The organism is Comamonas sp. HJ-2, from assembly GCF_053615495.1.
In genome coordinates this window covers 11382-28730 of sequence record NZ_JBSIFD010000041.1, presented here as the reverse complement: position 1 = coordinate 28730, position 17349 = coordinate 11382, and the positions used below count along the sequence as shown (strand labels likewise).

General features: G+C 61.9%; 17 protein-coding genes and 6 pseudogenes. 6 read left to right on the top strand and 17 right to left on the bottom strand.

Annotated elements, in window-relative coordinates; all coding sequences use genetic code 11:
- Nucleotides 1–1533: pseudogene (locus ACWGXF_RS23030) on the bottom strand (Tn3-like element IS1071 family transposase); the annotation flags it as partial.
- Between the two features lie 142 nt (nucleotides 1534–1675).
- Between ACWGXF_RS23030 and ACWGXF_RS23025 the strand changes: the two are divergent.
- Nucleotides 1676–2023: pseudogene (locus ACWGXF_RS23025) on the top strand (DDE-type integrase/transposase/recombinase); the annotation flags it as partial.
- A 63-nt stretch (nucleotides 2024–2086) separates the two neighbouring features.
- Nucleotides 2087–2356: pseudogene (locus ACWGXF_RS23020) on the top strand (transposase); the annotation flags it as partial.
- A 265-nt stretch (nucleotides 2357–2621) separates the two neighbouring features.
- Here ACWGXF_RS23020 and ACWGXF_RS23015 read toward each other — a convergent pair.
- The 7 genes from ACWGXF_RS23015 to ACWGXF_RS22985 form a co-directional block, all read right to left on the bottom strand.
- The gene (locus ACWGXF_RS23015) at nucleotides 2622–3791 is read right to left on the bottom strand and encodes an AlbA family DNA-binding domain-containing protein (protein WP_013521169.1); all 1170 of its coding nucleotides are present in this window, start codon (nucleotides 3789–3791) and stop codon (nucleotides 2622–2624) included.
- A 128-nt stretch (nucleotides 3792–3919) separates the two neighbouring features.
- Entirely contained in the window at nucleotides 3920–4624 is a 705-nt protein-coding gene (locus ACWGXF_RS23010) for a glutathione binding-like protein (RefSeq protein ID WP_013521170.1), read from the bottom strand.
- Nucleotides 4621–5235 (bottom strand): TetR/AcrR family transcriptional regulator, encoded by a 615-nt coding sequence (locus tag ACWGXF_RS23005; RefSeq protein ID WP_013521171.1) that lies wholly within the window; start codon nucleotides 5233–5235, stop codon nucleotides 4621–4623. Before ACWGXF_RS23005 ends, ACWGXF_RS23010 begins: the two co-directional genes overlap by 4 nt.
- A 63-nt stretch (nucleotides 5236–5298) precedes the next feature.
- The gene (locus ACWGXF_RS23000) at nucleotides 5299–6093 is read right to left on the bottom strand and encodes an SDR family NAD(P)-dependent oxidoreductase (protein WP_013521172.1); all 795 of its coding nucleotides are present in this window, start codon (nucleotides 6091–6093) and stop codon (nucleotides 5299–5301) included.
- Between the two features lies 1 nt (nucleotide 6094).
- The gene (locus ACWGXF_RS22995; protein WP_013521173.1) at nucleotides 6095–6811 is read right to left on the bottom strand and encodes a glutathione S-transferase family protein; all 717 of its coding nucleotides are present in this window, start codon (nucleotides 6809–6811) and stop codon (nucleotides 6095–6097) included.
- Nucleotides 6808–7797, bottom strand: coding sequence for a DMT family transporter (locus ACWGXF_RS22990; protein ID WP_013521174.1), 990 nt, complete (start codon nucleotides 7795–7797; stop codon nucleotides 6808–6810). The genes ACWGXF_RS22995 and ACWGXF_RS22990 overlap by 4 nt, the downstream gene beginning before the upstream one ends.
- Nucleotides 7794–8456, bottom strand: coding sequence for a peroxiredoxin-like family protein (locus tag ACWGXF_RS22985; protein WP_013521175.1), 663 nt, complete (start codon nucleotides 8454–8456; stop codon nucleotides 7794–7796). Before ACWGXF_RS22985 ends, ACWGXF_RS22990 begins: the two co-directional genes overlap by 4 nt.
- Before the next feature lie 248 nt (nucleotides 8457–8704).
- On the opposite strand from ACWGXF_RS22985, the pseudogene ACWGXF_RS22980 reads away from it, so the two are divergent.
- Both ACWGXF_RS22980 and istB read left to right on the top strand, forming a co-directional pair.
- Nucleotides 8705–9202, top strand: a pseudogene (locus ACWGXF_RS22980) (IS21 family transposase); the annotation flags it as partial.
- Nucleotide 9203: 1 nt separating this feature from the next.
- The gene (gene istB / locus ACWGXF_RS22975) at nucleotides 9204–10007 is read left to right on the top strand and encodes an IS21-like element ISThsp10 family helper ATPase IstB (protein WP_013516261.1); all 804 of its coding nucleotides are present in this window, start codon (nucleotides 9204–9206) and stop codon (nucleotides 10005–10007) included.
- A gap of 276 nt (nucleotides 10008–10283) precedes the next feature.
- Here the strand turns inward: istB and ACWGXF_RS22970 are convergent, their stop codons facing one another.
- Both ACWGXF_RS22970 and ACWGXF_RS22965 read right to left on the bottom strand, forming a co-directional pair.
- The gene (locus ACWGXF_RS22970; protein WP_043008365.1) at nucleotides 10284–10583 is read right to left on the bottom strand and encodes a type II toxin-antitoxin system YafQ family toxin; all 300 of its coding nucleotides are present in this window, start codon (nucleotides 10581–10583) and stop codon (nucleotides 10284–10286) included.
- Between the two features lie 50 nt (nucleotides 10584–10633).
- On the bottom strand, nucleotides 10634–11467 hold the full coding sequence (locus ACWGXF_RS22965; protein ID WP_051519701.1) for an AraC family transcriptional regulator: 834 nt from the start codon (nucleotides 11465–11467) through the stop codon (nucleotides 10634–10636).
- Nucleotides 11468–11554: 87 nt separating this feature from the next.
- Between ACWGXF_RS22965 and glnS the strand changes: the two are divergent.
- Nucleotides 11555–12631: pseudogene (glnS, locus tag ACWGXF_RS22960) on the top strand (glutamine--tRNA ligase); the annotation flags it as partial.
- Here glnS and ACWGXF_RS22955 read toward each other — a convergent pair.
- The 3 genes and pseudogenes from ACWGXF_RS22955 to ACWGXF_RS22945 form a co-directional block, all read right to left on the bottom strand.
- A pseudogene (locus ACWGXF_RS22955) lies at nucleotides 12628–13428 on the bottom strand (DUF4158 domain-containing protein); the annotation flags it as partial. The pseudogenes glnS and ACWGXF_RS22955 overlap by 4 nt on opposite strands.
- Before the next feature lie 3 nt (nucleotides 13429–13431).
- On the bottom strand, nucleotides 13432–13842 hold the full coding sequence (locus tag ACWGXF_RS22950) for a putative toxin-antitoxin system toxin component, PIN family (protein ID WP_003463562.1): 411 nt from the start codon (nucleotides 13840–13842) through the stop codon (nucleotides 13432–13434).
- Nucleotides 13842–14081 (bottom strand): ribbon-helix-helix domain-containing protein, encoded by a 240-nt coding sequence (locus ACWGXF_RS22945; RefSeq protein ID WP_003089107.1) that lies wholly within the window; start codon nucleotides 14079–14081, stop codon nucleotides 13842–13844. Before ACWGXF_RS22945 ends, ACWGXF_RS22950 begins: the two co-directional genes overlap by 1 nt.
- Before the next feature lie 97 nt (nucleotides 14082–14178).
- Here ACWGXF_RS22945 and ACWGXF_RS22940 point away from each other — a divergent pair, with 97 nt between their 5' ends.
- Nucleotides 14179–14793, top strand: a complete 615-nt coding sequence (locus ACWGXF_RS22940; RefSeq protein ID WP_000904941.1) for a recombinase family protein — start codon at nucleotides 14179–14181, stop codon at nucleotides 14791–14793.
- 52 nt (nucleotides 14794–14845) lie between these two features.
- Here the strand turns inward: ACWGXF_RS22940 and merE are convergent, their stop codons facing one another.
- Genes merE through merF form a run of 4 tightly spaced genes read right to left on the bottom strand, consistent with a single transcriptional unit; the run spans nucleotide 14846 to nucleotide 17349 of the window.
- On the bottom strand, nucleotides 14846–15082 hold the full coding sequence (merE, locus tag ACWGXF_RS22935) for a broad-spectrum mercury transporter MerE (RefSeq protein ID WP_001087809.1): 237 nt from the start codon (nucleotides 15080–15082) through the stop codon (nucleotides 14846–14848).
- Nucleotides 15079–15444, bottom strand: coding sequence for a mercury resistance co-regulator MerD (gene merD, locus ACWGXF_RS22930; protein WP_003465059.1), 366 nt, complete (start codon nucleotides 15442–15444; stop codon nucleotides 15079–15081). Before merD ends, merE begins: the two co-directional genes overlap by 4 nt.
- A gap of 16 nt (nucleotides 15445–15460) precedes the next feature.
- Nucleotides 15461–17107 carry a mercury(II) reductase gene (merA, locus tag ACWGXF_RS22925; protein ID WP_000136268.1) on the bottom strand — a complete coding sequence of 549 codons (1647 nt, stop codon included), beginning with the start codon at nucleotides 17105–17107 and terminating at the stop codon, nucleotides 15461–15463.
- Complete coding sequence (merF, locus tag ACWGXF_RS22920) at nucleotides 17104–17349, bottom strand: mercury resistance system transport protein MerF (RefSeq protein WP_000654684.1); 246 nt, start codon at nucleotides 17347–17349, stop codon at nucleotides 17104–17106. The genes merA and merF overlap by 4 nt, the downstream gene beginning before the upstream one ends.

Sequence of the window (17349 nt, the reverse complement as noted above, 5' to 3'; positions counted from 1 at the left end):
AGTTACTCTGGCCAGCAAAGGCTTCAAGAAAGTGGCAGCCTTGCTGGGTAACGATAGACGGGCATAGTGTTTCTTGGACTCTGCCTGCCAACGCTCGTCCGTGAAGAACAAGCGCGCACGACCCCGAAAGCTCAGGCTGTGCTCAATCCAGACCGAGCCATTGCGCACCGCGCGGCGCAGGGCAAACAGGGTGGCCACCTCCAACGCCTGAAACGCCCGTTCCCGGTCTGGGCTGGAGATCGAAACCTGCCAGATCATTCCCAGACTTGGTGCCACCACTTCAACTGGCAGCTTTCTGGATCCTTTGAGATATAAAGCTTGCAGCTTGGCAAGGTACTCGATGGCAGGATGCTCGCCGGTGGCCTGCCAGGGCAGCTTTGCAATGGCGACGAGCAACGACCGCACGGGGCGAATTCCATCAATCAATCCCTCGCGGACCAGGGAGGCCCTGCTCGGTGGTTTGCGTTTCTGGGTTTCGGTGATCAAGGCTTCAAGACGGGCACGCAACTCAGCATCTGGCACCGCACCTTGCGCGCTCAAGGCAACAAGTTCGCCGAGCAGCGTTTTGTACATTGCGGCCCAATTGACGGTAGCGGGGACATCGGCGGCAGCCTGACGCCACAGATCGGCGATCCGGCGCTGCACCATAAGGATCAACTGGTCTGTGGTGGTGAACAGGCAATACCGAAGAAAGCATGCGACCTCCACGGTGCGCGCTGGCTCTTTGATCTTGGCTCCGGCTGAGGGCGGCCTGGAGACAAGTCGGCGCGCGTAGCGGCGCAAGATGAGATCGGGGATGTCTGCCAGGTGCTTATGAACGTCCAGCGTGTAAAGCAGGTCGATGCGCTCCAGTACCTCGCTGATTTGGCGGGTTGAGTGTTTCGCCGGTGCAGCCCATAGCCAACTCTGCTGGGTTTGTCCATCTGGGCGCAGCTCTGAAACTGAGGCTCGCCAGCGATCAAGTGTTGCTGGATCAACGCTGGCGGCGATGGCGGTGCCTGTTTCAACTTCAAGCTGGGCAAGTGCCGCCGCAATCAGTGTCCGAATTGCCCGCTCGTGCACGATCACCAGCTTGTTCTTGTACAGCCATTGACGCGCCCGCACGAGTAGCTGATCGCGGTCGGCGCAGCGCGCCACTTCGTCGCGCAGTTCACGTACCAGTGAGCGGCGCTGGTGCTCGCTCATCCACTGGAATCCAAGGACCGTGCAGGCTACTTGTTGGTGATCGAATAGCGTGCGCCCGCGTTCATACATGGCTCTCAGCGAGGCGACTTCTGGTGCTGCAATGCCAAGCTCGTTGCCAAGGTGGCGCCACAAGGCTACTGGAATTACCCGAAAGGCACCGAGCAAACGCCCACTCATGCGCAGGAAACCAATATGGAGCGCCAGACCAAGCTTGTGGGAATCACCTCGGCGTGCATTGATTGCGTCGCGCTCGGCACCATCGAAGGTGAAAAATGCCTTCATCTCGAAGTCGCTGATATCGCGGGGGAGCCCACGCATCCCCAAAAACGTTGTGTGCCAACCCTGCATCGTGAACCTCAAAAGTGGGAGGCCACCATACCCGTTTACAAAGCGAACAGGAAAGTCAATGAAATCAACGGTCTACCCAGACCACCCCCGCGCCAGTGCTAGCTTTGCGTACCGTCACTTATTGCACTGAAAACGAGGAGACCCCAACCAGCTTTGGGTTGCAGACTTTACCTATGTATCGACATGGCAAGGTCAGATGTTTGCGGCCTTTGTGATTGATGCCTATGCCCGCCGGATTGTGGGTTGGCGAGTCAGCAGCCACATGCGCACTGACTTTGTTGTGGATGCATTGGAGCAAGCTCTCTACGCACGGCATCCTTCAAGCGATGAAAAGCTGATTCATCACTCCGACAGGGGGAGTCAGTACGTGTCCATTCGCTACACAGAGCGCTTGGAGGAAGCTGGCCTGATGCCTTCGGTGGGCAGCACCGGCGACTCCTATGACAACGCCCTGGCTGAAACTATCAACGGCTTGTACAAAACGGAGGTCTGGACCGGCCAGCCTTTCGTAGACACCTAGGAGCCATAATTCATGGCAACGACAGAGGTGTTTATGAGCAACAGGCAGTACACGGATGAGTTCAAGGCCGAAGCGGTCAAGCAGGTAACCGAACGTGGCTTCCGGGTGGCCGATGTGGCCCAGCGGCTCGGGGTCTCCACCCACAGCCTGTACGAGTGGCTGCGCAAGGCGAAGAGCGCTGCCAATGCCGACGGCGCGGAGGCGGCACTGCTGCCGACGGCGAAGGACTCGGCGGAGGTCCGGCGACTGAAGGCCGAGATCAAGCGTCTGACCGAGGAGCGCGACATCCTAAAAAATGTCCGCTGTCAAGGACTTTCGATTTGCATCGGACGGACGCAAACCCATATCTGACGCGGGTTTAGAGGGTATTCGGGTTCCGGGTAGCTACGGACCGCATCCATGTCAGGAGTTGCATGGGAGCCTGGGGATTGTGCTTCCCGGCGACCTGAGGCGCGCGCCAGCGCATAGACGCTGAGTGCGCGCACGGTCACCGTACCGCTGGAGCGAGCACGCCTCTGGCAGCCGTGGCCCGCAGCCGCCCAAGGGCAAACGGCGGCGCACACAGTACTCAGCGATCGAACTGCAGGAAACTCTCGACGTTCGCATTCAGCTCTTTCACAAGAGTCTGAGCATCATCGACGATGCGCTGTAGTGAAGCGCCGCCATCCATGTAGACCCTCATGGACACCAGTTGGAGCAGGCTAAGACCGATTCGGCGCAGATCGGCCAGCGTGCTTTCCGGCACAACAGACAGCCTGAAATAGGTCCAAGTGGCGATTTGCTGGCCGATGCCATAGGTTTCCTGCTGGGCTTTCTCGACACGCCCATCGAAGATCTCTTTGTTGGCACGGTCCCACATTTGGGTCAACTTGCGGGCAAGTTTGGCAATCGCCTCCAGGACTTTTCGCTGTGTCTCATCGCTGACCTCGATAGGATCGACCAGATCGCGCATCAACTCCGCAGCAGCGAAGCCTGCGGAGTTGCACACGTCGTTGAAGTTTTCCCCTTCGCCGAGGTAGTGCCGGAACTGTGCGACTTCATCGAGCTTCTCAGCTGTGGCTTCCAACCGTTCATTGACGTGGCTCTCAATGGCCCAGTCGGAGACGGACAGGTCGCGCAGCTTTGACGCATAGACCTCCGCATCTGCCGACCAATCTTCAATCCAGGGTTTCAGGCTTCGCATCTCGGAGTCCGTATCGCTCCAGCGTCGCACGTTGGCGAGCACGTCGGCCAGCGCAGACAGCTCCGGATGATTCTTGGGTCCTTCTGCGGCCTCCCCGGGCATGGAAGCTGTCAAGGCAGCGCGAACCTCTGAGGCCGTCGCCGGTCGGTAGACCGTGCCGTGCCGGATGTACGCGCGCGAATCCACGTAGTACAGAGGCTCTGAACCCTTCTCGACAGTGATGACGAGAACGCCGAGCCCATTTGCCGATGTCCAGCCGATCTGCGGGCGGACGGGGGGATCGATGATCTGGCAAACGCCCACGATCCTTCTGCCGAGATCATCTCGAACCGCTGGGTCATGTGCATTTTCGACTCCTGGAATCGAGCCGTCGTCTGCCACTCCAAGAAGGAGTCGGCCCCCGCTGCTGGAAGCGAAAGCCGCGATTTCCTTGGCAAGATCCCGCACCTGCTTTGGCAGCTCTCGCTTGAATTCCACAGTCTCGCTCTCACCGCCCTGAGCAAGCCGAGGAATATCTTCAGATAGCTGGGCGTCCGCCCACGGTTCGATGGTCATAGCGATATCATGCCCGCGCCTCGAAAGATCTCCACGAATTCCCGAGCTCCCTGCAGCAGCTGGCGCACGCCCACGTCGCGTGATTGCTTTGACTTTGAGTAATCGCTGGTGTGTGCACCATAAACGTATCAGCGCGCCTGCGGGCCTGCGGCAGTTTGACCGAACAGAAGCTTCTTGCCCTCCTCCGTCACCGCAGGACGCGATGCGAAAGGCTCGCCGCGCGCATAGGCCCTGATCGTCGCGGGACGATTGCGAATCGCATCAAACCACCGCCGCAGACTGGGGAACTCGTCGAGTTCCTGCTGCTGGCGCTTCCACGGCACCACCCAGGGGTAGGTCGCCATGTCCGCGATCGAATAGGTTTCACCTGCGAGATATTCCTGCACGGCCAGGCGTCGGTCGAGCACACCGTACAGGCGATTGGTCTCGTTGACGTAGCGCGTGATGGCATAGGGGATCTTCTCGGGCGCATAGATGCCAAAGTGATGGTTCTGACCGGCCATGGGGCCGAGTCCACCGACCTGCCAGAAGAGCCATTCCAGCACCGCCTTGCGCTCACGCAGGTCGGTCGGCATGAAGCGACCCGTTTTCTCCGCAAGATAGACCAGGATGGCGCCCGATTCAAAGACGGTCACGGGCTCCCCGCCGTCGACCGGCTGCATGTCGATGATCGCAGGCATCCGGTTGTTCGGCGAGAACGCGAGGAACTCAGGCTTGAACTGGTCGCCCGCACTGATGTCGACAGGATGAATGCGGTATTCGAGGCCAGCCTCCTCCAGAAACATCGTGACCTTGTGGCCATTGGGCGTGGGCCAATAGTAGAGGTCGATCATTTGCGACTCCGTCGTTGAGATGTGCCGGCGCCATCGAGCAGCGCCAATGCGGGCCGGACAAGCCCACGCAGCAATTCCGGTTCTGGCCGCGATCGCGCGAGGACGCGCAGCCCCATTAGCAAGCCGAGCAGCATCCGGGCGAGATCATCGGCCGGCAACGTGATGTTGATCGCGCCGGCATCTTGGCCGGCCTTGACGCAACGGTAGAAGAAGGCCTCCATGTCGCGCAAGACAGCGGCCAGTGCAGCCTGAAACTCCGCGTCGTGAGGTGCCAGCTCCAGTGCCGAGTTCACGATCAGGCATCCCTTGCGCTGGTCGTCGGCCAGCGACAATTCGATGATCTCATCGAAGAACGCACCGATGGCCGCACGAGGTGCCAACTGGGACTCGAAGCGCCGGACCCGATCGCAAAAGCCTCGCTCGACATAGTGTTCGAGCGCCTGCCGGTACAGCGTGCGTTTGTCGCCAAACGTGTTGTACAGACTGGGGCCGGCGATACCCATCGCGTCGGCCAGGTCCCGCACCGAGGTGGCTTCGTAGCCCCTCGACCAGAAGCATTGAATCGCGGCATCGAGGGCCACTGCTTCGTCAAACTCTCTGGGGCGCGCCATGATCGTTCCTGGATCGGTTCGTGGTTGGCTTCGTGAGTGGATGCGGTGCTTGATGCCGCGTCGTCACAATGCGCTGTGGTCCTTGACCGCCTCTTCCAGCGCGCTCTTGAGCGTCAGGAATCTCGCATCGACCGCTACCGGATCGTTACGGTTGAGCGCAATCATCTGGGCTCTCGCCTCCCCGCCCCGGATGACCTCGAAAGCGTTCGCCTCGATCCCGGCGACGATGGCATCGGCCACCGCAGAAGCAGGCTCGCGCGAAAACCCCAGTTCGGGACCAGCGCGATTCGACTTCATCATCGGCGTGTCCGTGCCTCCAGGATAGGCCGTCAACACATGAATGCCTTCGCCCTTGAGCTCGCGCCTGAGCGCCTCGCCAAAGCGAGCCAGACCTGCTTTCACCGCGGCATACGTTGCATAGAAGGGTGCGCCGACCAGGGCAATGCCGGAGGCGACATTCACCACCATGGCATCTCCGCTGGCCCGCAGAGCGGGGAGCGCCGCGCGGGTCAACAAGACTGGCGCGAGCAAGTCGACGATCACCATCTGCTCGATATCGGCTTCCGTGGTGTTCTCCAGCCGGCCAGCCCGCACGCCGCCGGCGTTGTTGACGAGGATGTCGAGTCCGCCCAGCGTCTGTATCGCCTGGTCCAGCGTGGCCGCGCGTCCCTCGGGACTTCCCACGTCAGCGCAGACGCCCGTCGCCGAGTCAAGGCTGCGCAGTGCATCGTCCAGGACGCTTCTGCGCCTTCCGGTGATGACCACCCTGGCGCCTCGCGCGATCAGCGCATGGGCCAGCGCGAGGCCGATCCCGCTCGATCCGCCCGTGACGAGGACCCGCTTGTTCTTCAGTTCCATTTCAAACTCCTTGCGCCGATGCAGGGGGATAGTTCGACGGGAAGAGCGCACGCTTGGTCTCCTCGTCGTTGATCGCCTTGAACGCATGGCTCTTGGCGAGCGCCCGGGCGCGAGCGACCGCCGGACGCGCATCCACGCCTGCGAACCACCGCTTCAGTTCGGGAAAGGGCCCCAGAGGATCCTCGGCGCCCTTGCGCACGCGGGAAGCGCGATCGAGCCAGCCCCAGGCGGAGATGTCGGCGATCGTGAAACCGCTGCCGACGATGAACTCGCGTCCGGACAGGTGATCGTTGAGAACCTGATAGTGCCGCTCCGCCTCGCGGCGGTAACGATTGGCCGCGTAGTCCAAGCCCTCGGGCGCGGCGAACTGGAAGTGCACCGCCTGCCCGGAGAACGGCCCCAATCCCGAGGCGATGAAGAGCAGCCAGGACAGCAACTCCGGCCGATCCTCGGACGTGCCCAGAAGCTGGCCGGTCTTTTCCGCCAGATAGATCAGGATGGCGGTCGAGTCGAAGACCCTGACTTCGTTGCCGCCCGGCCCCTCGGTATCGACGATGGCCGGTACCTTGCCGTTCGGATTGATCGCACGAAAGGCGGGCGCATGCTGCTCGCCCTTGCTTGTGTCGACCGGCAAGGCTTCGTAGGCCAGACCGGTCTCCTCCAGAAAGAGCGCGATCTTTGCGGGGTTGGGGGTCGGATGAAAGTAGAACCGGATCATGGTGTATGCCTCGTGGTTGCGGAAATCGATGGCTTCGCTGCTTTACGGGCAGGACGTGCTGCCAAGAGCACGCCGCCAACAACGACGGCAAGTGCAACGCACTCTCCACCAGACGGCAGCTCTCCAAGTACGGGAATGGCGGCCAGCGAAGCAACGACCGGAATCAGGGCGATGATGGCTGTGGCCGCAGATGGGCCCAGAAGCGCGACAGAGCGATTGAAGGAAACGATCGCAACGCCGCTCATCAGGACGCCCTGATAGACGGCCTGCAAGCCGATCTCGCTGGGTGAGGCCATGGCGAGGCGACTGAGCCCGCCAAAAATATAGATCGGCAGGAAGAGGATGGCCGACCAGAAGCAGATCAGGGCTGCGGCCTGCACAGGTGTCAGGGCGCTGCGCCGAAAAAGCAGCGTGTAGACGGCCCACATGGCAGCGGCAGTCATCAGGGCGATGAGGCCCATCGGGTTCATGCCACCGTGAGCGGAAACACCGCCTGCAACCATGAACACCAGTCCGATGATGATGGCGAGGTAGCCACACCAGCGCGCGCGGCCCTGTTTCTCTTTCAGGAAAATCCACGCGAAGGCGCCGGCGAATACCGGCATCAGGGTCGGCGCTATCGCTGCCGCGCGGCCGGCCGACGTGAGCTGCAGGCCGAGCGCGACCGCCAGGACGAAGGGCAACCCCCAAAGGCAGGCATAGACCAGCCCCTCACGCCATTCCTTGGCTGATAGGCGTCTCTTTCCCCGCAACAGCACTGGAAGAAGAATGACGGCACCGATGCCGAACCGCAGCGCGGTCACATCCCACAGGCGAAGTTCGCGCGTGACACTGAAGCGCGTCACGACGAACCAGCCCGCAAAGATCGTGACGCTGAGCCCGGCCCAGCAGAATCCGCGCAAGACGTTCCGGGATGATCTCTGAGGCCACGACGCGGCAGCCGGTCCGACTACCGCTTCTTGCACCAAGTCGACGGCCTGCGTCACGTAACCGCCTGCTCTTGCAGCGCCGCAAGAAGTCGCTGCGGGGCCAATCGCTGCCGGTAATCGACCTCGATGAAAGCCAGCGAGATCCTCTGGTTCGGCGTGATCACATAGGTGGCGGGAACGGGCAGCTCCCAACTGGCGTCCCCATTTATGCTCGGCAGCGCCTTGTTGCTGGAACTCAAGGCATCGCGCAGTTCCTGCGGCAATGGATAGACCAGCCCGAATTGGCGAGCCACGTCATTGCCCAGATCGCTCAGGACGTTAAACGTCAACGCCTCGCGCTCCGCGGTTGACAGTGATGCGTCCGGAAGCTGAGGTGAGATGGCCAGCATGCTTGCGCCAAAGGATGCCAACTCGGGCAGCAAGGCCTGGTAGGACCGCAGTTGGAGGTTGCAGTACGGACACCAGCCACCTCGATAGAAGGTCACCACCACAGGACCTTGCTTGAGAGCAGCGGACAGCGACACCGTGCCGCCTTGGGCGTCCGGCAACGAAAAGTCGGGGGCCCTGTCTCCCTCCTTCAGCGCAGCGTGCCTCGCAAAGGTCGATCGCAGTTCCTCGATCCTGGACTCATAGAGCGCGACCCGGCCGGCTGGAGCGGTGCGGGCGAACTCCTTTCGCAATTCTTGCAGTTGTCGATCAAGATCAATAACGGCCACTTGGATCTCCCTTCGAGCAAGGCAGTCGCGGCGGGGATCGCAGCGGACTCCCGTTATTTTATATCAGTCGATAAAAAATGGCTTGTGTCAAGCGTTTTGCCTGAATGCAGGTCGCATCAGAAGCCTATACAGGTCAACGGTGTTGATTTCCACGCAGAAGTGACCCACTAACCCCCAGGATTTCCATCTAAATCTGACCCACGTACTAACCCTAACCTGCTGCTTTGTTGAGCAGCAGGAGACCAGGAGTGATAGACGTGGCAACACTGAGTGTCATCAGGCGCTGGGCCCTGCGAGAGCAGCTGTCCATCCGAGAGATCGCCCGCCGCACGGGCCTCTCGCGCAACACCATCCGCAAGTACCTGCGCGCAGGCGAGGCCGAGCCGCACTATGCCAAGCGGGTCAGCCCTTCCAAGCTCGATCCCTTCGCATCGAAGCTCTTGGGATGGCTCAAGACGGAAGCTGGCCGATCCCGCAAGCAGCGGCGTACCGTCAAGCAGATATACGCCGATCTGCAGGCGCTGGGCTATACCGGCTCCTACAACCGGGTCGCGGCCTTTGTCCGCCTCTGGCAAGAACAACGCCTGGTGGCCCAGCAGACCACCGGCCGCGGCACCTTTGTGCCTTTGGCCTTCGGCCCCGGCGAGGCGTTCCAATTCGATTGGAGCGAGGACTGGGCAGTGCTCGCAGGTGTGCGCACCAAGCTGCAGGTGGCTCACTTCAAACTCAGTCACAGCAGGGCGTTCTATGCGTCATGACCCCGCCATCGCTTCCATCGTGATCATGCTGCGCGAGCTCAAGATGCACGGCATGGCCCAGGCAGTTGCGGAACTGGCTGAGCAAGGTGCGCCAGCCTTCGAGGCAGCACAGCCCATCCTGTCCCAACTGCTCAAGGCTGAGACCGCCGAGCGGGAGGTGCGCTCGGTGGCTTACCAATTGAAGGTGGCCAGGTTCCCCGCGTACCGGGACCTGGCAGGCTTCGACTTCAGCCACAGCGAGGTGAACGAAGCCCTGGTGCGCCAGTTGCACCGGTGTGAGTTCTTGGAGGATGCCAACAACGTGGTGCTGGTGGGCGGGCCGGGCACAGGCAAGACCCACATCGCCACAGCCCTCGGAGTGCAAGCCATTGAACACCATCACCGAAGGGTGCGGTTCTTCTCCACGGTAGAGTTGGTCAATGCGCTGGAAGAAGAGAAGGCCCAAGGCAAGACAGGGCAGATGGCCCACCGGCTTGCATATGTGGATCTGGTGATTCTGGACGAGTTGGGCTACCTGCCGTTCAGTGCATCAGGAGGCGCCTTGCTGTTCCACCTGCTGTCCAAACTCTACGAGCGCACCAGCGTCGTGATCACCACCAACCTGAGCTTCAGCGAGTGGGCCAGTGTGTTCGGGGATGCCAAGATGACCACGGCATTGCTCGACCGGCTCACGCATCACTGCCATATTCTTGAGACCGGCAATGACAGCTACCGGTTCAAGAATAGCTCCGCACAGCAACCACCACAGACCACCAAGAAGGAGAAGGCGACCAAGAACTTATCCACAACGTGAGCGTGAAGTTCACGAATCAGGGTGGGTCAAGATTCGATGGAAATGGTGGGTCAGCTTTGCATGGAAATCAACAGGCTGCGCATGGAAGATGCCCCACCGGTCTTTTACGGGTCGTCTCAGAAAACGGACAACAAAGCACGCTAAGGGCTGGCGTGTCAGGTTGAGGCCATAGACGCCGCGCCGAAGGCGTCAGGAAATGCCTGAAAAGACCCTACTCTGACGCCCTTTCGCCGCTTCGTCTGACGCCCGGTTAGGCTGTACTTCAATCGGACAGGCTCAACCGAAAAGCTCGCTGTGCGAGCCAAGCCGTGCCAGTCGGAGAGTGTCGGCATCCGACTTGCGGTAGATCAGCAGCAGGTCGGGCTTGACGTGGCATTCCCGATAACCTGCCCAGTCGCCGCTCAGGTCGTGATCGCGGAATTTTGCGTCAAGCGGCTGATCGGTCGCCAGGGCCACGAGAACGGGCTTCAAATCGCTATCGAGCGTAGCCCGATGCTGGCCCTTGGCCTCGCGCTTGTAGTCGCGTTTGAAGGCTGAGGCGCGATCAATCGTCCGTTCGGCACAGCACAACGGCATTCGGCGTCCGCATCACGCCACCGATCGTCCAGAACCAGGGCGCGATGGACCTACGGCTGACTCAGATGCTCCATCTGCCAAGCGCTGGGCGATTGCCCCGAGGCCCGTTGAAACGCTCGCGCGAATGCGGTGGCATTACCGTAGCCCACCTGAGAGGCCACCGCCTTCACTGCCTGCCCTTGCGCGAGTAGGTTGCGGGCAACCGCCATGCGCCAGTGGGTCAAGTAGGTCAACGGCGGTATGCCCACCACCTGGACAAAGCGCAGGGCAAAGGCAGACCGGGACAGGTGCGCCAGCTCCGCCATGCTGTCAAGCGTCCAGTCGTGCTCTGGCGATTCGTGCAGCATGGACAGCACCACACCCAGACGGCTGTCGACCATGGCCTCCAGCACACCGCCGGACAGCAGTTGCCGATCAATCAGGTGACGCACAAGCACCACGAAGGTGTATTGCAGCAGGCGGTCGATCGCTGCCCGATAACCAAAAGCACGTGCCTCGGCCTCCTCGAACAGCAGCTCTACCGGTCGCTGCAGCGATGACGTGGCGGTCAAGTCAATCACCGTGACGTCCGGCAAGATCATGTCCAGCGGCGGCGCCAATTCACTGAGGGTGGCGCACATCAGGTCCACCCCCTGCGGCCCTGAGCCCTGAACCCAGTGCTCCAACGCGCGGGGAAGCAACAGCACGCTGGGCGCCCGCACGTTCAGCGGCGCAAAGCCCTTGCGCGTCAGTTGCAGCTCGCCGCGACTCAGCAGGTGCATCGTCCCCTGCTTGAGGCCGTCAGCCTCGGATCCCTGCGTCAGGGTACAGAGATTTCCCGAGAAAAACATGCGCGCCGTGGGGGTGAACCGTAACAGCTGGTTCAGCAGAGAGGCGTTCGGCAAGGGAGTGCTTTGGTTCAAGCGCGTGACACCTGTTGTGGGTTAGACCTTGATTATCTTGGAGCTTCCGCCTCTCCTTAGAATGACTGCATGCCCCCCCCGTCCCTTTCGTCCAGCATCTCTCGACACCACCAAGCTCCCGCAGAAATTGAGGGCCAGGCGCTCAGGACGTCAAACTTCCTGCGCCAGGTCATTGAAAAAGACCTCGCCACCGGCACCTACGCCCAGCGCCAATGGGGCGGCGGCCCGGGTGATGCCGCCTTCCACGACGCCGGCCAGCCCGACCCGGCCAAGATCCGCACCCGCTTCCCGCCCGAACCCAACGGCTACCTGCACGTGGGCCACGCCAAGAGCATCTGCCTGAACTTCGGCCTGGCGCGCGACTACGGCGGCGTCTGCCACATGCGCTTTGACGACATCAACCCCGAGAAGGAAGAAAAGGAGTACGTGGACTCCATCCTCGACGCGGTGCAGTGGCTGGGTTTCAACTGGGAATCCAACTTCAACGGCAAGCAGGAAAGCCACCTGTACTACGCGTCGAACTACTTCGACTTCATGTACCGCGCGGCCGAATACCTTATCACCGCCGGCCACGCCTATGTGGACGAGCAGACAGCCGAAGACATGCGCATCAACCGCGGCGACTTCGGCAAGCCCGGCGTGGACAGCCCCTTCCGCAGCCGCAGCCCGGAAGAGAACCTGGCCCGCTTCCGCGAGATGCGCGACGGCAAACTGGCCGACGGCGCCGCCGTGCTGCGCGCCAAGATCGACATGGCCTCGCCCAACATCAACCTGCGCGACCCGGCCATCTACCGCATCCGCCGCGCCACGCACCACAACACGGGCGACGCCTGGTGCATCTACCCCATGTACACCTTCGCGCACCCCATCGAGGACGCGCTGGAGCAGATCACCCACAGCATCGCCACGCTGGAATTTGAAGACCAGCGCCCGTTCTACGACTGGTTGCTGGAGCGTTTGTGCGAAGGCGGCCTGCTCAAGGCCCCACCGCCGCGGCAGTACGAATTTGCGCGCCTGAACCTGACCTACGTGATCACCAGCAAGCGCAAGCTGGCGCAGCTGGTGAACGAGAAGAAAGTCAGCGGCTGGGACGACCCGCGCATGCCCACCATCGTCGGCCTGCGCCGCCGCGGCTACACGCCCGAGGTGACCTTGGCCGTGTTGGCGAAGCGGGCCAGGGCGGCGATACGGCTGGGAGGGATGTGCGCCGCCGCCGGCAAGGTGATGCCGATGCCGCGCACGTCATCGAGCCGGCGCAGTGCCCGAATCAACGCGGGGCCACTGACCATGACCGGGCCGGAGCGCAATTGATCCAGCCGGGAGCTGCGGTTGCCTTCGGCCACCGTCAGCAAGTCTTGCAGTTGCAATCGCTGTTCCTCAGTCACGCTGCGGCCCAGCGTAAACCAGAGGCGTTCTTCGACCCGACTGCGCAACTGGGCGATAAAGCGCTCTAGTTGAGACACACCAGGCAGGAGGACTTTCTGTGTGAACAGCCACGAGGTGGCTCGCTCAAACAGCACTCCCGGCCGGTCGGTGCCCGTCCAGCAGAGGGCATACAGCCAGCGGCTCAAGCGAAAGCCGATGCCCGGATCGGTGAAATGACGATAGCCAAAGCGGTTCTGAATATCGGTGGCATGTATCCAGCGGCGATGATCGCTATAGCGCTGGAGGCAGTCGGGGTCTGGAATCGCCAGTTGTCGGCAAAGCACCTGCAGGACTTCCACCGGCACGGCGGCGGGCTTGTCCGGCAGAACGCCAACGAAGCGGACGGTGGTCAGCAGAACGGCATAACCCAGACGGTTATGGTTACCCCGCAGCACCTGGATGGCTTCACGGTCTTCATCGCTCAGGTGGAAGTAACGTTCCAGCTCTTCACGGCTGGGCGAATCAACATAGCGGCCAAAACCGTCGCGTTGCTCTTGAGTCAGAAAACCGACCGGCATTGATCACAGCACCTCGACGCAGAACACGGCGGGCGTGACGATCCGCGTGCGTTCGATGTGCCCGCGTTGCAGCAGGCCGGCGCGGCGATCACCGGTTATCAGGTAGTCCGCATCGCCCGCCAAGGCCATGGCCAGCAAAAACGAGTCATCCGGATCATCGGCTTCGACCTCGATGGTCAGGCGCTCCAGTACCACAGCCCGTTGCAGGTTATTGATCATGGCGCCCACCTTGGCGGGCTGTAGGATGGCCTGAAGCTTGGGATAGCGGCTGGCTCGACGAATTTCATCGAGTTGCATCCGCGAGGTCACCACCTCGAAACGCGCCGCCCGCCAGGCACGGTAGATCGCATCGGGCGCGCCATGTGGCGAGATCAGGGCGCTGAACAGGATGTTGGTATCCAACACGACCCGCATCAGCGCTTACGTGCCCAGTCGAGCGCTTCGTCAACCGCGTTGGTCAATTCTGCCTCACTCAGATGGGCGTTAGCGGCCTTGGCCTGCTCAGCGCTCAGCTCCAGGATGTGTGCCCGTACCGCTTCTTCGATGAAGCGCGACAGGTCGCCCTTACGGCCGCCGCCCTGGCTGGCCAGAAACATCCGAAGCGACTGGTCGGTGTCGGCCGAGACGGCGACATTCCAGCGAATGGTATTCATAGCGTTCTCCGCTAATAGGTGTTTGTGTGTTTATACGCCAATCACAAAGGGCGATGCAATGGTTCGACAAAACGAACGTATATGTGACAGGTACGACATGCTGATAGGCTACATGCGGGTATCGAAGGCGGACGGCTCCCAGGCTACCGATTTGCAGCGCGACGCGCTGATTGCCGCCGGGGTCGATCCAGTACATCTTTACGAGGACCAGGCATCCGGCATGCGCGAGGATCGGCCCGGCTTGACGAGCTGCCTGAAGGCGTTGCGAACTGGCGACACACTGGTCGTGTGGAAACTGGATCGGCTCGGACGCGACCTGCGACATCTCATCAACACCGTGCACGACCTGACTGGGCGCGGCATCGGCTTGAAGGTATTAACCGGGCACGGCGCGGCCATCGACACCACGACCGCCGCCGGCAAGCTGGTCTTTGGCATCTTCGCCGCCCTGGCCGAGTTCGAGCGCGAGTTGATCGCGGAGCGCACGATTGCCGGCCTAGCCTCGGCCCGCGCGCGCGGGCGGAAAGGCGGCCGGCCGTTCAAGATGACCGCCGCCAAGCTGCGGCTGGCGATGGCGGCAATGGGTCAGCCAGAGACCAAGGTCGGCGACCTGTGCCAGGAACTTGGCGTCACGCGGCAGACCCTGTATCGGCATGTTTCACCCAAGGGTGAGCTACGTCCAGATGGCGAGAAGCTACTCAGCCGAATTTGATGCCGGCATGAGGCAACGTAGCGACAGCGTGGTTTGTCTCAATGGGAAGCGCTCATGATCGATCTTTGAAGGCCCGCAGCAGTCGTGTCACAGACAGGACGAACAAACCGGTCAGCGTGAGGGCTGCGATACCCCAGTACTCTCCGATGAACGCGCCGGCCGTCGTGCCGGCCAGCACAATGGCGAGAATCGGCAAATGGCAGGGACAGGTGAGCACGGCCAGCGCGCCCCACAGGTAGCCGGTGATCGGTTTGTGCGTCTCGGACGGCAAGCGCTCGGGGCTGTTCATGGCAGACTCTCCGCGTGCTGTGCCGGCTCGGTCGGCATGGTGGCCAACTGCACCTCCAGATCGGCCAACGCTTCGCGCCGACGCTCGACGAACTGGCGCAGAACGGCAAGCTGCGCGGCCGCTTCATCGCCGTCCGCAGCATCCAGCGCCCGGCACAGCCGCGCCAGCGCGTCCAGGCCGATGCCCGCCTCGAAGGCCGCCCGCACGAAGCACAGCCGTTGCAAGGCGGCATCATCGAACAGGCCATAGCCGCCCGGGGTGCACGCCACCGGACGCAGCAATCCGCGCAGCAGGTAGTCGCGCACGATATGCACGCTCACCCCGGCATCAAGGGCCAGCCGGGACACGGTGTAGGCGCTCATTGAAAACCTCCTTTTTTTATCCAGCGCAGCAGGAAAGCTGCTTCACGTCCTTGTTGAAGGTCTGCGCCGCAAGCTTCAACCCCTCGACCATTGTCAGGTAGGGGAACAACTGGTCGGCCAGTTCCTGCACCGTCATGCGGTTGCGGATGGCGAGCACCGCCGTCTGGATCAGTTCGCCCGCTTCCGGGGCCACCGCCTGCACGCCGATGAGCCGTCCGCTACCTTCCTCGATGACCAGCTTGATGAAGCCGCGTGTGTCGAAGTTGGCAAGCGCTCGCGGAACGTTGTCGAGTGTCAGCGTGCGACTGTCGGTCTCGATGCCATCGTGGTGCGCTTCCGCCTCGCTGTAGCCCACGGTGGCGACTTGCGGGTCGGTGAACACCACTGCCGGCATCGCGGTCAGATTGAGGGCTGCGTCGCCGCCGGTCATGTTGATCGCGGCACGGGTGCCGGCGGCCGCTGCCACGTAGACGAACTGCGGCTGGTCGGTGCAGTCGCCGGCCGCGTAGATGTTCGGGTTGCTCGTGCGCATGCCTTGGTCGATAACGATGGCCCCTTGCGCATTGACAGTGACCCCCGCCGCGTCCAGCGCGAGGCTGCGCGTATTCGGTGCCCGACCGGTGGCAACCAGCAACTTGTCAGCGCGCAATTCACCGTGTCCGGTGGTCAGCACGAATTCGCCGTTCACATGGGCGACCTGGCTGGCTTGCGTGTGCTCCAGCACCTCGATGCCCTCGGCGCGGAAAGCGGCTGTCACGGCCTCGCCGATGGCCGGGTCTTCCCGGAAGAACAAGGTGCTGCGTGCCAGGATCGTGACCTGGCTGCCGAGCCGGGCAAAGGCTTGCGCCAGTTCCAACGCCACCACCGACGAACCGATCACGGCCAGGCGTGCGGGAATGGTGTCGCTGACAAGCGCTTCGGTGGAAGTCCAGTAGGGTGACTCTTTCAGGCCCGGAATCGGCGGCACGGCCGGACTGGCACCGGTGGCGACCAGGCAGCGGTCGAACGTTACCTCGCGCTCGCCACCCTCGTTCAAACGGACGACCAGGCTCTGGTCGTCCTTGAAACGCGCTTCACCGTGCAAAACGGTGATGGCTGGATTGCCGTCCAGGATGCCTTCGTATTTGGCGTGCCGCAGTTCATCGACACGGGCCTGCTGCTGGGCCAGCAGTTTGCTGCGGTCAATCGCAGGCACAGTTGCCGCAATACCGCCGTCGAACGGACTTTCCCGGCGCAGATGGGCAATATGGGCAGCGCGGATCATGATCTTGGACGGCACACAGCCGATATTGACGCAGGTGCCGCCGATGGTGCCGCGTTCGATCAGCGTGACCGTCGCGCCTTGCTCGACGGCCTTCAGCGCCGCCGCCATCGCGGCCCCGCCGCTGCCAATGATGGCGATATGCAAACCGGCGCCCTCAAGTGCATCACGGATTTTTGGTTCATCTTTGAAATCACCAACCCGGATCGAGCCTTGATAACCCAATGCGGCGATGGCGGCCAGCAGTTGGTTGTGGCTCACGGCGGTGTCTGCCATGACTTGCGCGCGGCTTTCTGGATAGGACACCACAGCGGCATTCACGCCGGGAATCTTTTCCAAAGCATCTTTGACATGGGTGGCGCAGGATGTGCAGGTCATGCCATTCACGGTGATTTCGGTCATTTTTTTACTCCATTGAATTTCGGGGTGCAGCAGGCATCGGCTTGGCGTTTTCGTTGGATGGCGTAGATGGTCAAGCCGATGAAAATCGCCAGCGCAGGCAGCAGCACATAGTCCAGATAGCCGGTCAGCGCGGACAAGCCGACCACACCGAGCAAAATGACCAGAACAGGGGTGAAGCAACACAGCGCCACGAGGGTTGTGCCAATGATGCTGACCCGCAGCAGTGTCTTCGGGTCTTTCAT

Excerpts from the sequence above, each read along its gene's own strand:
- ACWGXF_RS23015 (WP_013521169.1), bottom strand. The coding sequence starts at position 3,791 with ATGACCATCGAACCGTGGGCGGACGCCCAGCTATCTGAAGATATTCCT.
- ACWGXF_RS23010 (WP_013521170.1), bottom strand. The coding sequence starts at position 4,624 with ATGATCGACCTCTACTATTGGCCCACGCCCAATGGCCACAAGGTCACG.
- ACWGXF_RS23005 (WP_013521171.1), bottom strand. The coding sequence starts at position 5,235 with ATGGCGCGCCCCAGAGAGTTTGACGAAGCAGTGGCCCTCGATGCCGCG.
- ACWGXF_RS23000 (WP_013521172.1), bottom strand. The coding sequence starts at position 6,093 with ATGGAACTGAAGAACAAGCGGGTCCTCGTCACGGGCGGATCGAGCGGG.
- ACWGXF_RS22995 (WP_013521173.1), bottom strand. The coding sequence starts at position 6,811 with ATGATCCGGTTCTACTTTCATCCGACCCCCAACCCCGCAAAGATCGCG.
- istB (WP_013516261.1), top strand. The coding sequence starts at position 9,204 with ATGCGTCATGACCCCGCCATCGCTTCCATCGTGATCATGCTGCGCGAG.
- ACWGXF_RS22970 (WP_043008365.1), bottom strand. The coding sequence starts at position 10,583 with ATGCCGTTGTGCTGTGCCGAACGGACGATTGATCGCGCCTCAGCCTTC.
- ACWGXF_RS22950 (WP_003463562.1), bottom strand. The coding sequence starts at position 13,842 with ATGCGGGTCGTGTTGGATACCAACATCCTGTTCAGCGCCCTGATCTCG.
- ACWGXF_RS22945 (WP_003089107.1), bottom strand. The coding sequence starts at position 14,081 with ATGAATACCATTCGCTGGAATGTCGCCGTCTCGGCCGACACCGACCAG.
- ACWGXF_RS22940 (WP_000904941.1), top strand. The coding sequence starts at position 14,179 with ATGCTGATAGGCTACATGCGGGTATCGAAGGCGGACGGCTCCCAGGCT.
- merE (WP_001087809.1), bottom strand. The coding sequence starts at position 15,082 with ATGAACAGCCCCGAGCGCTTGCCGTCCGAGACGCACAAACCGATCACC.
- merD (WP_003465059.1), bottom strand. The coding sequence starts at position 15,444 with ATGAGCGCCTACACCGTGTCCCGGCTGGCCCTTGATGCCGGGGTGAGC.
- merA (WP_000136268.1), bottom strand. The coding sequence starts at position 17,107 with ATGACCGAAATCACCGTGAATGGCATGACCTGCACATCCTGCGCCACC.
- merF (WP_000654684.1), bottom strand. The coding sequence starts at position 17,349 with ATGAAAGACCCGAAGACACTGCTGCGGGTCAGCATCATTGGCACAACC.